The organism is Ornithinimicrobium jinqii, from assembly GCF_045032595.1.
Classification (GTDB): Bacteria; Actinomycetota; Actinomycetes; order Actinomycetales; family Dermatophilaceae; genus Ornithinicoccus.
In genome coordinates, this window is sequence record NZ_JBJFZS010000025.1 from 135,433 (window position 1) to 148,945 (window position 13,513).

General features: G+C 68.8%; 9 protein-coding genes and 1 tRNA gene. 9 read left to right on the plus strand and 1 reads right to left on the minus strand.

All coding sequences use genetic code 11. The annotated features are described in order from the left end of the window. The first annotated feature begins 9 nt into the window (after window positions 1-9). The 5 genes from ACI3ET_RS12985 to rplA all read left to right on the plus strand — a co-directional run bounded on the left by ACI3ET_RS12985 (window position 10) and on the right by rplA (window position 2,654). A tRNA-Trp gene (locus ACI3ET_RS12985) sits at window positions 10-82 on the plus strand. A 68-nt stretch (window positions 83-150) separates the two neighbouring features. Next, complete coding sequence (gene secE / locus ACI3ET_RS12990) at window positions 151-396, plus strand: preprotein translocase subunit SecE (RefSeq protein ID WP_405033478.1); 246 nt, start codon at window positions 151-153, stop codon at window positions 394-396. A 62-nt stretch (window positions 397-458) separates the two neighbouring features. After that, window positions 459-1,262 carry a transcription termination/antitermination protein NusG gene (nusG, locus tag ACI3ET_RS12995; RefSeq protein WP_405033479.1) on the plus strand — a complete coding sequence of 268 codons (804 nt, stop codon included), beginning with the start codon at window positions 459-461 and terminating at the stop codon, window positions 1,260-1,262. 107 nt (window positions 1,263-1,369) lie between these two features. Then, the gene (gene rplK, locus ACI3ET_RS13000) at window positions 1,370-1,801 is read left to right on the plus strand and encodes a 50S ribosomal protein L11 (protein WP_405033480.1); all 432 of its coding nucleotides are present in this window, start codon (window positions 1,370-1,372) and stop codon (window positions 1,799-1,801) included. Window positions 1,802-1,940: 139 nt separating this feature from the next. Next, entirely contained in the window at window positions 1,941-2,654 is a 714-nt protein-coding gene (gene rplA, locus ACI3ET_RS13005; protein WP_405033481.1) for a 50S ribosomal protein L1, read from the plus strand. A 60-nt stretch (window positions 2,655-2,714) separates the two neighbouring features. Here the strand turns inward: rplA and ACI3ET_RS13010 are convergent, their stop codons facing one another. Next, entirely contained in the window at window positions 2,715-4,019 is a 1,305-nt protein-coding gene (locus ACI3ET_RS13010; protein ID WP_405033482.1) for an MFS transporter, read from the minus strand. Between the two features lie 331 nt (window positions 4,020-4,350). On the opposite strand from ACI3ET_RS13010, the gene rplJ reads away from it, so the two are divergent. The 4 genes from rplJ to ACI3ET_RS13030 all read left to right on the plus strand — a co-directional run bounded on the left by rplJ (window position 4,351) and on the right by ACI3ET_RS13030 (window position 13,450). After that, window positions 4,351-4,977 carry a 50S ribosomal protein L10 gene (gene rplJ, locus ACI3ET_RS13015; RefSeq protein ID WP_405033483.1) on the plus strand — a complete coding sequence of 209 codons (627 nt, stop codon included), beginning with the start codon at window positions 4,351-4,353 and terminating at the stop codon, window positions 4,975-4,977. Between the two features lie 73 nt (window positions 4,978-5,050). Further along, on the plus strand, window positions 5,051-5,440 hold the full coding sequence (gene rplL / locus ACI3ET_RS13020) for a 50S ribosomal protein L7/L12 (protein WP_405033484.1): 390 nt from the start codon (window positions 5,051-5,053) through the stop codon (window positions 5,438-5,440). A 482-nt stretch (window positions 5,441-5,922) separates the two neighbouring features. Next, the gene (gene rpoB / locus ACI3ET_RS13025; RefSeq protein ID WP_405033485.1) at window positions 5,923-9,393 is read left to right on the plus strand and encodes a DNA-directed RNA polymerase subunit beta; all 3,471 of its coding nucleotides are present in this window, start codon (window positions 5,923-5,925) and stop codon (window positions 9,391-9,393) included. A 127-nt stretch (window positions 9,394-9,520) separates the two neighbouring features. Beyond that, the gene (locus ACI3ET_RS13030) at window positions 9,521-13,450 is read left to right on the plus strand and encodes a DNA-directed RNA polymerase subunit beta' (protein WP_405033486.1); all 3,930 of its coding nucleotides are present in this window, start codon (window positions 9,521-9,523) and stop codon (window positions 13,448-13,450) included. Window positions 13,451-13,513 lie beyond the last annotated feature (63 nt).

Here is a 13,513-nt window from a genome sequence, read left to right on the forward strand (position 1 = left end):
GACACCCGTAGGGCAATAGCTCAACTGGTAGAGCACCGGTCTCCAAAACCGGCGGTTGGGGGTTCGATTCCCTCTTGCCCTGCGCGAGCGATCGGGCGCCGAGCGAGTCGGTGCCGACGCGACCATCCATCTGACGACGAAAGGCGACCCGTGGCGAACCCCGTCCACGACACCGAGGGTGTCGCACGCAGCCAGCCAGGCCACGGCCAGCCGGCGCGCCCGGCCACCTTCGTCGCCCAGGTCATGGCAGAACTGCGCAAGGTCGTCCAGCCGACGCGGCAGGAGCTGATCACCTACACGGTGGTGGTGCTCGTGTTCGTGGCGGCCGTCATGGGCTACGTGTTCGGCCTGGACCAGGTGTTCCGCCAGGTGATGGGTCTGGTCTTCGGGTCCTGACCCCGCACCACCGAGCGACCGGCGCGGCCAGCGCCACCACGACGACTTTGAGGAAGCAGGGTATGTCCGAGCAGACACCCGAGACCGACGTCCCCCTGGAGCAGACGGACCAGGAGGTCCTGACCGTCGACCAGGCGGTCGACGTCGACGTCGACGTCGACGAGACCTCTGACGCCGAGCCCAGCCCCGACGCCGAGCCCAGCGACGCCGACGAGACCACCGCGGACGACTCCGACGACGAGGCACCCGCCGACCCTCTGGAGGAGTTCAAGTCCGTCCTGCGCGGCAAGTACGGCGACTGGTTCGTCATCCACTCCTACGCGGGGTACGAGAACCGGGTCAAGCACAACCTCGAGACCCGGATCACCAGCCTCAACATGGAGGACTTCATCTTCGAGGTGGAGGTCCCCATGGAGGAGGTCACCGAGATCAAGAACGGTCAGCGCAAGCTGGTCCGTCGGGTCCGGATGCCCGGTTACGTCCTCGTGCGCATGGAGCTGACCGACGAGTCGTGGGGCGCCGTGCGCCACACCCCCGGCGTCACCGGCTTCGTCGGCAACGCCCACCAGCCCGTGCCGCTGTCGATCGACGAGGTCGTCAGCATGCTGGCCCCCGTCTTCGAGACCCCGTCGGCCCAGGGCGGCAAGGGTGGCGCCTCCGGTCAGCCGGGGTCCGGCTCCTCCACCGCCCCGACCGTCGACTTCGAGATCGGCGAGTCGGTCACGGTCATGGAGGGTCCGTTCGAGACGCTGCCCGCCACCATCTCCGAGATCATCCCCGAGAGCCAGAAGCTCAAGGTGCTGGTCTCGATCTTCGGCCGCGAGACCCCCGTCGAGCTGTCGTTCAGCCAGGTCGCCAAGATCTGATCTCCCGGGGGCGATGCCCCCGCACCACGTCCGCGGTCCTGCGTCCGCGGTCCTGCAACCGGGTCATCGCCCATGGCGTCGGCCCACAACACGAAGAGAGACAACACATGCCCCCCAAGAAGAAGAAGGTCTCCGGCTTCATCAAGCTGCAGATCCAGGCCGGTGCGGCCACCCCGGCCCCGCCCGTCGGCCCCGCGCTCGGTCAGCACGGCGTCAACATCATGGAGTTCGTCAAGGCCTACAACGCCGCGACGGAGTCCCAGCGCGGCAACGTCATCCCGGTCGAGATCACGGTCTACGAGGACCGCTCCTTCACCTTCGTCACCAAGACCCCGCCGGCCGCCGAGCTCATCAAGAAGGCCGCCGGCGTCGCCAAGGGGTCCGGTGAGCCGCACAAGACCAAGGTCGCCAAGCTCTCCGACGCGCAGCTCACCGAGATCGCGCAGATGAAGATGCAGGACCTCAACGCCATCGACATCGACATGGCCAAGCGGATCATCGCCGGCACCGCCCGTTCGATGGGTGTCACCGTCGAGTGACCCACCCGGGTATGTCGTCGCGCGACCCGCGCGACGACATACCCGACCGGGGTCGCCCACCGGGTGACCCCCGACCCCGTGGCAGGGCCCGCGCCGGCCCGTCCGACCACAGCTCCACCCCGACACAAGGAGTAGCACCATGAAGCGCAGCAAGGCCTACCGCGCCGCCGCCGAGAAGATCGAGGACGGCAAGCTCTACACCCCCGTCGAGGCCGTCCGCCTCGCCAAGGAGACCGCAACCACCACCTACGACGCGACCATCGAGGTCGCCCTGCGCCTGGGCGTCGACCCGCGCAAGGCCGACCAGCTGGTCCGTGGCACGGTCAACCTGCCCAACGGCACGGGCAAGACCGCCCGCGTCCTCGTCATCGCCAACGGGGACAAGGCCGAGGCCGCCCGCGCCGCAGGTGCCGACTTCGTCGGCTCCGACGACATGATCGAGAAGATCGCCGGCGGCTGGACCGACTTCGACGCCGTCGTCGCGACCCCGGACCTCATGGGCAAGGTCGGTCGGCTGGGCAAGGTGCTGGGCCCCCGCGGCCTCATGCCGAACCCGAAGACCGGCACCGTCACGATGGACACGGCCAAGGCCGTGACCGAGATCAAGGGCGGCAAGATCGAGTTCCGCGTGGACAAGCACAGCAACCTCCACTTCATCATCGGCAAGGCCTCCTTCGACGAGGCCAAGCTGGTGGAGAACTACGGCGCCGCGATGGACGAGATCCTGCGGCTCAAGCCGTCGGCGTCCAAGGGCCGCTTCGTCACCAAGGCGACGGTCGCCACCACGATGGGCCCGGGCATCCCGGTCGACCCCTCGCGCGTAAGCAGCCTGGTCGAGAACGCCGCCGAGTGAGCTGAGCCTCCTCGAGCAGACGAGACCCCCGACGACCTGGTCGTCGGGGGTCTCGTCGTCTCACGCGCGGCCCGAGACCTCGGGCAGCCGCCAGGAGACAAGGGCCCCGAGCAGGCCCAGCACCGCCAGGAGGACCAGGGCCGGAACCTCGCCGAAGGTCGCCAGGCCGGCGCTCACGGCCCCGACGACCAGGAGCAGCACCCCCATCGCGGTGTTGGCCACCGCGACGTAGCGCGTGCGCCGGTCCCCCTCCGCCATGTCGACGACGTAGGTCTTGCGCGCCACCCGCACCCCCACGTGGACCAGGCTGACGACGAAGTAGCCGGCGACCAGGGCCGGCACGGTCAGCCCCTCGCGGTCCAGCAGCACCACGCCCACCACCATCAGCACGGTGAGCGAGGCCACGACGGCACCGGCAGCCATCACCAGCCGGCTGGAGCGGTCGGACCACCGTCCGAAGACGCGCCCGCCGACCACGGAGGCGACACCCTGGGCGATCACGAACGACCCGAGACCGACGAGCACCGAGCTGCCCTGCGCCACGGCCAGCGTGACGAAGAACGGCGGTGCCAGCGCGGAGACGAGCAGCAGGGCGCGGGCCACCACGAAGCGCCGGAAGTCGCGGTCCTCGCGGAGCAGCGTGACCGTGTCGCTCAGCCACGGATCGCGCCCCGGGGCCGCTCCTCCCATGGTGGGCTCCTCGGGGATGCCGGCGTACACCACGACGCCCACCAGCCAGGTCAGGGCGGCGGCGCCGAGGAAGGCCGCCAGCACGCCGACACCGAGGTCCGGGCCCAGAGCCTGCAGCAGCACGCCGACACCGACCGCGACGACGCCGGAGACGGCGGTCGCGACGCCGTTCACCTGCCCACGCTGCCCCTTGGGCACCGTGCGCCCCTGGACGTCCTTGCTCGCCATCGAGCACAGCGCCCGCGCGAGGGCGAAGACCGTGAGCGCCGCGAGCACGACCACGGCGGCGAGCCAGCCGGTCAGCAGCAGCGCGGTTCCCGCCATCGACAGCGCGGCCAGACCCTGCACCGCGGCACCGAGCATCCAGACGCGCGTCCGTCGGCGCGCGCGCAGCACCCAGGGCGTCAGGGCCGCCTGGGGCAGCATCGAGCCGGACTCCCGGATGGGCACGAGCAGACCGACGAGCGCCGCCGGGGCCCCCAGCACCGAGAACAGCCACGGCAGGACCGTCTTGGCGTTGACGATCTGGTCACCGGTGCTCTGCAGGGCGTTCGCCAGGATGATCCGCAGCCCGCCGGAGGCCACCCGCTCCGCGCCGCCGAGCTGCGCCTCGGCCTCCGGGTCGGCGTCGACGAGTCGGTGGTACCAGCGGACGGACCCCCGTGCAGCACTCACCCGCCCATCCTCTCCCGTCCCGAGGTCCGACCGTGCGTGCGCGCCACCCCAGGGCGTCGGGAACGTCCCTGCGGGGGCGAGGGGATTTGGGTGGGGATCTGGTATGCCGTACCCTTGCCGCATACCCATGACCGCCGGTAGTCGGTGGGCCCGGACGCGAGAGCGCCCCGGACGCCCCGACCGAAGGTTCCCGCAGACGGGAGCGACCAGCGCAGGTGCGAGAGCAAGTGTGCGACGTCGAGTCGTGCCCGAGCCCCAGCGCCCTGCGCCGGGGCTCTTTTTCCTGTGGTGGCCCGGGGGTAGCCGGCACCAACGGACGAAGGAGGCCACCATGGCGACGCCCCAGAAGGCTGCAGCCATCGCCGAGCTGACGGAGAAGTTCCGCAGCTCCGGTGCGGCCGTGCTGACCGACTATCGCGGTCTGACGGTGAGTCAGCTCACCGAGCTGCGCACCACGATGCGCGAGCACGCCACCTACGCCGTGGTGAAGAACACGCTGACCCGGCGGGCCGCTGACGCGGCCGGCATCGAGGGGCTCGACGAGCACCTCGTGGGACCCACCGCGATCGCCTTCGTCACCGGTGACCCGGTCGAGGCTGCCAAGGGACTGCGTGACTTCGCCAAGGCCAACCCGGCCCTGGTCATCAAGGCGGGGGTGCTCGACGGCAAGCCGTTGACCCCCGAGGAGATCACCCAGCTCGCGGACCTCGAGTCCCGCGAGGTCCTGCTGGCCAAGCTGGCGGGCGCCATGAAGGCGAACCTCAGCAAGGCCGTCTACCTCTTCGCCGCACCGCTGTCGCAGACCGCCAGGGTCGTCGACGCGCTGCGCGCGAAGGTCGAGGAGCAGGGCGGCGCCGTCGCCACCAGCGACGACACCCCGGCTGCCGCCGAGGACACCCCGGCCGAGGCTGTTGCCGAGGCCACCACCGACGTCGCCGAGGGTGGCGACGAGAGCTGAGTCGAGACCACCAGGTCCCGGCCCGGCCGATCTACACACCGCCACTCACGGCACTAACGAAAGGAACGCCATCATGGCGAAGCTGAGCACCGAGGAGCTTCTTGACCAGTTCAAGGAGATGACCCTGATCGAGCTGTCCGAGTTCGTCAAGGCTTTCGAGGAGACCTTCGAGGTCACCGCTGCCGCCCCGGTCGCCGTCGCGGCCGCTGGCGCCCCCGCCGGCGGTGGCGAGGCCGCCGTCGAGGAGGAGCAGGCTGAGTTCGACGTCGTCCTCGAGGCGGCCGGTGACAAGAAGATCCAGGTCATCAAGGAGGTCCGCTCCCTGACCTCCCTCGGCCTCAAGGAGGCCAAGGACCTCGTGGACGGCGCCCCCAAGCCCGTCCTGGAGAAGGTCGACAAGGACACGGCCAACAAGGCCAAGGAGCAGCTCGAGGGCGCTGGCGCCACCGTCACGCTCAAGTGAGCTCGTCCCGGGACTGCCCGGGACAACCTCTGCCGCACGGGCGGGGTCGCACCCACGAGGTGCGGCCCCGCCCGTGCCGCGTTGTCCGGGGGGTCGTGCGCGCTGCGTGGGGGTCGGTGCCGGCGTGACGTCGGCCCGTGAGCGGTGCGTCGGCTTGACGGCGGGGCGGGTGAGGGCGCACAGTACTTCGCAACACAACCGTCTCCGTGGCGGTGGTGCCCGGGCCGTGAGGGCGACGAGCCGGTCAGGGCATCTGCGCACGTCACGGAGCTGCACGGTCGGCGGTTTGATGTGGGGGCGCCATGTGTGTATGCTGTCGCTTTGCGCTGCCCTGCACCTGCCCCGCTCTCGCCGACCCCTCTGGTTTCGCACGCCGTCCTTGCTGACGACGTCGCTCGACACCGTGGATGTGTGCTGCGCCGGGTCAGGTCCTGGTGGCCGTTCGAACAAGCCGCCCAACAGGCCCGTGGAAGGACCAATCCTTGGCTGCCTCGCGCACTGCGAAGAAGACTGTGTCCACCGCTCGGACGGCATCCGGCCGTCTGAGCTTTGCAAAGATCAGGGAGCCTCTGGAGGTTCCCGACCTGCTCGCCCTGCAGACCGAGAGCTTCGACTGGCTCCTCGGCAACGAGTCGTGGCAGGCCCGTGTCGCGCAGGCGGAGAGCGGGGGAAGCGACGTCCCCTCCACCTCCGGTCTGGAGGAGATCTTCGAGGAGATCTCCCCGATCGAGGACTTCTCCGGCTCCATGTCGCTGAGCTTCCGCGACCACCGCTTCGAGGAGCAGAAGTACTCCATCGAGGAGTGCCAGGAGAAGGACATGACCTACTCCGCGCCGCTCTTCGTCACCGCGGAGTTCATCAACAACACCACCGGTGAGATCAAGAGCCAGACCGTCTTCATGGGCGACTTCCCGCTGATGACGCCGCGCGGCACCTTCATCGTCAACGGCACCGAGCGTGTCGTCGTCTCCCAGCTGGTCCGCTCCCCGGGCGTCTACTTCGAGCGGTCGCTCGACAAGACCTCGGACAAGGACATCTTCTCCTCCAAGATCATCCCGAGCCGTGGTGCCTGGCTGGAGTTCGAGATCGACAAGCGCGACCAGGTCGGCGTGCGCGTCGACCGCAAGCGCAAGCAGAGCGTCACCGTGCTGCTCAAGGCGCTGGGCTGGACCGAGGCGCAGATCCTCGAGGAGTTCGGCGAGTACGAGTCCATGCGCGCCACCCTGGAGAAGGACCACACGTCCGGCCAGGACGAGGCGCTGCTCGACATCTACCGCAAGCTGCGTCCGGGCGAACCGCCCACCAAGGAGGCCGCGCAGACGCTGCTCGACAACCTCTACTTCAACCCCAAGCGCTACGACCTGGCCAAGGTCGGCCGCTACAAGGTCAACAAGAAGCTGGGGCTGCAGGCCCCGCTGAGCGAGTCCGTGCTGGGCGTCGACGACATCGTCGCGACGATCAAGTACCTCGTCGCCCTGCACGCGGGTCAGGACGCGATCGACATGCCGGCCGGCTCCATGCCGGTCGAGGTGGACGACATCGACCACTTCGGCAACCGTCGCCTGCGCAGCGTCGGCGAGCTCATCCAGAACCAGGTCCGCACCGGCCTGTCCCGGATGGAGCGCGTCGTTCGCGAGCGGATGACCACGCAGGACGTCGAGGCCATCACGCCGCAGACCCTGATCAACATCCGGCCCGTCGTCGCCTCCATCAAGGAGTTCTTCGGCACCAGCCAGCTGTCCCAGTTCATGGACCAGAACAACCCGCTCTCCGGTCTGACGCACAAGCGTCGTCTGTCCGCGCTGGGTCCGGGTGGTCTGTCCCGGGACCGGGCCGGCATGGAGGTCCGCGACGTCCACCCGTCGCACTACGGACGCATGTGCCCCATCGAGACCCCCGAGGGTCCGAACATCGGTCTGATCGGGTCGCTGGCCAGCTACGGCCGCATCAACCCGTTCGGGTTCGTCGAGACCCCCTACCGTCGCGTGGTCGACGGCAAGGTCACCGACGACGTCAAGTACCTCTCGGCCGACGAGGAGGACCGCTTCGTCATCGCGCAGGCCAACGCCTCGCTCGGTGACGACGGCACCTTCCTCGACGAGCGGGTCCTCGTGCGGGCGCACGACGGCGAGGCCGTCGACGTGCCGGCGGAGGAGGTCGACTACATGGACGTCTCCGCGCGCCAGATGGTGTCTGCTGCGACGGCGATGATCCCGTTCCTCGAGCACGACGATGCCAACCGCGCGCTCATGGGCGCCAACATGCAGCGCCAGGCGGTCCCGTTGGTGCGCGCAGAGGCACCGCTCGTGGGCACGGGTATGGAGTACCGCGCCGCACTGGACTCCGGGGACGTGGTGCGAGCGACCAAGGCGGGCGTGGTCCAGGAGGTCTCGGCCGACCTCATCACGGTGGCCGACGACGACGGCAGCTACCTGTCCTACAAGATCAACAAGTTCACCCGCTCCAACCAGGGCAACTGCTACAACCAGCAGGTCCGGGTCGACGCAGGTCAGCGGGTCGAGGTCGGGCAGCTGCTCGCCGACGGCCCGGCGACCGACGGTGGCGAGATGGCCCTGGGTCGCAACCTGCTCGTGGCCTTCATGCCGTGGGAGGGCTACAACTACGAGGACGCGATCATCCTTTCGCAGCGTCTCGTGCAGGACGACGTCCTGTCCTCGATCCACATCGAGGAGCACGAGATCGACGCGCGCGACACCAAGCTGGGCCCGGAGGAGATCACGCGGGACATCCCGAACGTCTCCGACGAGGTGCTGGCCGACCTGGACGAGCGCGGCATCATCCGCATCGGGGCCGAGGTCCGTGACGGCGACCTGCTCGTCGGCAAGGTGACGCCCAAGGGTGAGACCGAGCTGACGCCGGAGGAGCGCCTGCTGCGGGCGATCTTCGGGGAGAAGGCCCGTGAGGTCCGCGACACCTCGATGAAGGTGCCGCACGGCGAGACCGGCACGGTCATCGGCGTCAAGGTGTTCGAGCGCGAGGACGGCGACGAGCTTCCCCCGGGCGTCAACCAGCTGGTGCGCGTCTACGTGGCGAACAAGCGCAAGATCACCGACGGTGACAAGCTCGCGGGCCGCCACGGCAACAAGGGCGTCATCTCGCGCATCCTGCCCGTCGAGGACATGCCCTTCCTTGAGGACGGCACCCCCGTGGACGTCATCCTCAACCCGCTGGGGGTACCCGGCCGGATGAACATCGGCCAGATCCTGGAGCTGCACCTCGGCTGGGTCGCCTCCCGCGGCTGGAAGATCGAGGGCGAGCCGGAGTGGGCCGAGCTCATCCCGGGCGACGCCCGCGAGGCCGGCCCGCACAGCCGGGTCGCCAGCCCCGTCTTCGACGGTGCGCGCGAGGAGGAGATCACCGGTCTCCTCGAGTCGACGACGCCGACCCGCGACGGTCAGCGCCTCATCGGCGCGAGCGGCAAGACCCGTCTCTACGACGGTCGCTCCGGGGAGCCCTTCCCGGAGCCGGTCTCGGTCGGCTACATGTACATCCTGAAGCTGCACCACCTCGTGGACGACAAGATCCACGCCCGCAGCACCGGGCCGTACTCGATGATCACCCAGCAGCCTCTGGGTGGAAAGGCCCAGTTCGGTGGCCAGCGCTTCGGCGAGATGGAGGTGTGGGCCCTGGAGGCCTACGGTGCCGCCTACGCGCTGCAGGAGCTGCTGACGATCAAGTCCGACGACGTCACCGGACGCGTGAAGGTCTACGAGTCCATCGTCAAGGGTGACAACGTGCCCGAACCAGGCATCCCGGAGTCCTTCAAGGTGCTCATCAAGGAGATGCAGTCGCTGTGCCTGAACGTGGAGGTCCTCTCCTCGGACGGCACGCACATCGACCTGCGCGAGTCCGACACCGAGGTCTTCCGCGCTGCGGAGGAGCTGGGGATCGATCTCAGCCGTCGCGAGCCGGCCTCCGTCGAGGAGGTGTGACCGACGGCCTCCACTGAGGCCGCCGTCGCACCCGTTCAGGGACGCCCGGGCCTTCGGGCCCGGGCCGTCCCGACGTCATACCTAGTCTTCACAACGCTTTACACGAGATCACGAGAGAAGGATCCACGTGCTCGACGTCAACTTCTTCGATGAGCTGCGCATCGGCCTTGCTACCGCGGACGACATCCGCGGCTGGAGCCACGGCGAGGTCAAGAAGCCCGAGACCATCAACTACCGCACCCTGAAGCCGGAGAAGGACGGGCTCTTCTGCGAGAAGATCTTCGGTCCCACCCGGGACTGGGAGTGCTACTGCGGCAAGTACAAGCGGGTCCGCTTCAAGGGCATCATCTGCGAGCGCTGCGGCGTCGAGGTGACCCGGGCCGGCGTGCGCCGTGAGCGGATGGGCCACATCGAGCTGGCCGCCCCCGTCACCCACATCTGGTACTTCAAGGGCGTGCCGTCGCGGCTGGGCTACCTGCTCGACCTGGCCCCGAAGGACCTGGAGAAGGTCATCTACTTCGCGGCCTACATGATCACGCACGTCGACGTGGAGCAGCGGCACGCCGACCTGCCCTCGCTCGAGGCTCAGATCCAGACCGAGAAGAAGCAGCTGGAGAACCGTCGTGACGCCGACGTCGAGACCCGCGCCAAGAAGCTCGAGACCGACCTGGCCGAGCTCGAGGCCGAAGGTGCCAAGGCCGACGCCAAGCGCAAGGTCAAGGACGGCGCCGAGCGCGAGATGAACCAGATCCGTCGCCGCGCCGACCAGCAGGTCGAGCGTCTCGAGCAGGTCTGGGACCGCTTCAAGAACCTCAAGGTCCAGGACCTCGAGGGCGACGAGGTCCTCTACCGCGAGATGCGCGACCGCTTCGGGATGTACTTCGAGGGCGGCATGGGTGCGGCGGCGCTGCAGAGGCGCCTCCAGACCTTCGACCTGGCGGCCGAGAACGTCTTCCTGCGCGAGATCATCGCCAACGGCAAGGGCCAGCGCAAGACCCGCGCCATCAAGCGGCTCAAGGTCGTCACCAGCTTCCAGCAGACCAAGAACGAGCCTGCCGGCATGGTGCTCGACTGCGTCCCGGTCATCCCGCCGGACCTGCGTCCGATGGTCCAGCTGGACGGTGGCCGCTTCGCGACCTCCGACCTCAACGACCTCTACCGCCGGGTGATCAACCGCAACAACCGCCTCAAGCGGCTGCTCGACCTCGGTGCGCCCGAGATCATCGTCAACAACGAGAAGCGGATGCTGCAGGAGGCCGTGGACTCGCTGTTCGACAACGGTCGCCGTGGTCGTGCGGTGACCGGTCCGGGCAACCGGCCGCTGAAGTCGCTGTCCGACATGCTCAAGGGCAAGCAGGGCCGGTTCCGCCAGAACCTGCTGGGCAAGCGCGTCGACTACTCCGGCCGTTCGGTCATCGTCGTCGGTCCGCAGCTGCGCCTGCACCAGTGCGGTCTGCCCAAGCAGATGGCGCTCGAGCTGTTCAAGCCGTTCGTGATGAAACGACTGGTCGACCTCGACCACGCGCAGAACATCAAGTCCGCCAAGCGGATGGTCGAGCGTGGACGTTCGGTCGTGTGGGACGTGCTCGAGGAGGTCATCACCGACCACCCCGTCCTGCTCAACCGTGCACCGACCCTGCACCGCCTCGGCATCCAGGCCTTCGAGCCGCAGCTGGTCGAGGGCAAGGCCATCCAGATCCACCCGCTCGTGTGCACCGCGTTCAACGCGGACTTCGACGGCGACCAGATGGCGGTGCACCTGCCGCTGTCCGCCGAGGCCCAGGCCGAGGCGCGGATCCTCATGCTCTCGTCCAACAACATCCTCAAGCCGGCCGACGGGCGCCCCGTCACCATGCCCACCCAGGACATGGTCATCGGTCTGTTCCACCTCACCTCCGAGGCGGCGCTGGGCCAGGGCAGCACCGAGTCGGTCACGGACCCGGAGGGTGTGGAGCACCTGCGCTCGTTCAGCTCGGTCGCCGAGGCCCAGATGGCCTTCGACGCCGGTCAGATCGCGCTGGGCACCCAGCTCCGGCTGCGGCTGACGGACACGGCTGCCCCGGAGGGCCACGCGCTGCCCGAGGGCGCCCAGGTCACCGAGGACGGCGTGGTGTCGACCTTCGACATGCAGACCACGCTGGGCCGTGCGTTGTTCAACGACGCTCTTCCGGTCAACTACCCCTACGTCAACGACGTGGTGGAGAAGAAGCGCCTCTCCGGGATCGTCAACGACCTCGCCGAGCGCTACACCAAGGTGCAGGTCGCCGCGAGCCTCGACGCCCTCAAGGACCTCGGCTTCCACTTCGCGACCCGTTCGGGCACGACGGTGGCGATCTCCGACGTCAAGACGCCGCCGCGCAAGCTCGAGATCCTCGCGGTCTACGAGGCCAAGGCCGCCAAGGTCCAGCTGCAGTACGAGCGTGGTCTGATCACCGACGACGAGCGCCGTCAGGAGCTCGTGGAGATCTGGACCCAGGCGACCAACGAGGTGGCCAAGGAGCTCGAGACCACGATGCCCAAGGACAACACCATCTACCGCATGGTGACGTCCGGTGCCCGAGGCAACTGGTTCCAGCTGCGTCAGATCGCCGGCATGCGTGGCCTCATGGCCAACCCCAAGGGCGAGATCATCCCGCGTCCGATCAAGTCCAACTTCCGTGAGGGCCTGTCGGTGCTGGAGTTCTTCATCTCCACGCACGGAGCCCGCAAGGGTCTCGCGGACACTGCGCTGCGGACCGCCGACTCGGGCTACCTGACCCGTCGTCTGGTCGACGTGTCGCAGGACGTGATCATCCGCGAGCTCGACTGCGGCACCGACCGTGGCTTCGTCATGCCGATCGCCGTGCGCACCGCCAGCGGAGAGCTGCGCGAGCACGACGAGGTCGAGACGGCCGTCTACGCCCGCACGCTGGTCGAGGACATCGTGTCCGAGGACGGGGAGGTGCTCGCCGAGGGCGGCATCGACCTGGGCGACGTGGTCATCGACCGTCTCGTCGGGGCCGGCGTCGAGTCGGTGAAGGTCCGTTCGGTCCTGACCTGCGAGTCGCTCGTCGGCACCTGCGCCAAGTGCTACGGCCGCTCGCTGGCCACCGGCAAGCTCGTCGACATCGGTGAGGCCGTCGGCATCATCGCGGCCCAGTCCATCGGCGAGCCCGGCACCCAGCTGACGATGCGCACCTTCCACACCGGTGGTGTGGCCGGTGACGACATCACGCAGGGTCTGCCGCGTGTCGTCGAGCTGTTCGAGGCCCGCACCCCCAAGGCGGTCGCCCCGATCGCCGAGGCGGCAGGCCGCATCGAGATCGAGGACACCGACAAGTCGCGGCGCATCCTCCTCACGCCGGACGACGGCTCCGAGGAGCACGCCTACCCGGTCAGCAAGCGCTCGCGCCTGCTGGTCCAGGACGGCGAGCACGTCGAGGTCGGCCACCAGCTGGTCTTCGGCGCCATCGACCCCAAGCAGGTGCTGCGCATCCTCGGCCCCCGGGCCACGCAGCAGCACCTCGTGGACGAGGTCCAGGGCGTCTACCGCCAGCAGGGTGTGTCGATCCACGACAAGCACATCGAGGTCATCGTGCGGCAGATGCTGCGCCGGATCACGGTCATCGAGGCCGCCGACGCAGAGCTGCTCCCCGGCACGCTCGTCGAGCGTGGCCGGTTCGAGACCGAGAACCGTCGTGTGGTCTCCGAGGGCGGGCGCCCGGCCTCTGGCCGTCCCGAGCTGATGGGCATCACCAAGGCGTCGCTGGCGACCGACTCCTGGCTCTCCGCGGCCTCCTTCCAGGAGACCACCCGCGTCCTCACCGAGGCCGCGATGGAAGCCAAGAGCGACCCGCTGCTGGGCCTGAAGGAGAACGTCATCCTGGGCAAGCTGATCCCGGCCGGCACGGGTCTGACCCGCTACCGCAACCTCACGGTCGAGCCGACCGAGGAGGCCAAGGCGCAGGCCTACGCGGTGCCCGTCTACGACGACTTCGACTACGCCGGCACGTTCGGCCAGGGCAGCGGCGAAGCCGTGCGCCTGGACGACCTGCCCGTCGGGGACGACCGCTACTGACCGGCGTCCGAGCCAGCAGCTGACCAGGGGCGGGGGGGGGGGGGGGGGGAGAGGTGAAACAAC

What these genes read in the sequence shown, in the direction of transcription:
- nusG (WP_405033479.1), top strand. Translation starts at nt 459, where the DNA reads ATGTCCGAGCAGACACCCGAGACCGACGTCCCCCTGGAGCAGACGGAC.
- rplK (WP_405033480.1), top strand. Translation starts at nt 1,370, where the DNA reads ATGCCCCCCAAGAAGAAGAAGGTCTCCGGCTTCATCAAGCTGCAGATC.
- rplA (WP_405033481.1), top strand. Translation starts at nt 1,941, where the DNA reads ATGAAGCGCAGCAAGGCCTACCGCGCCGCCGCCGAGAAGATCGAGGAC.
- rplJ (WP_405033483.1), top strand. Translation starts at nt 4,351, where the DNA reads ATGGCGACGCCCCAGAAGGCTGCAGCCATCGCCGAGCTGACGGAGAAG.
- rplL (WP_405033484.1), top strand. Translation starts at nt 5,051, where the DNA reads ATGGCGAAGCTGAGCACCGAGGAGCTTCTTGACCAGTTCAAGGAGATG.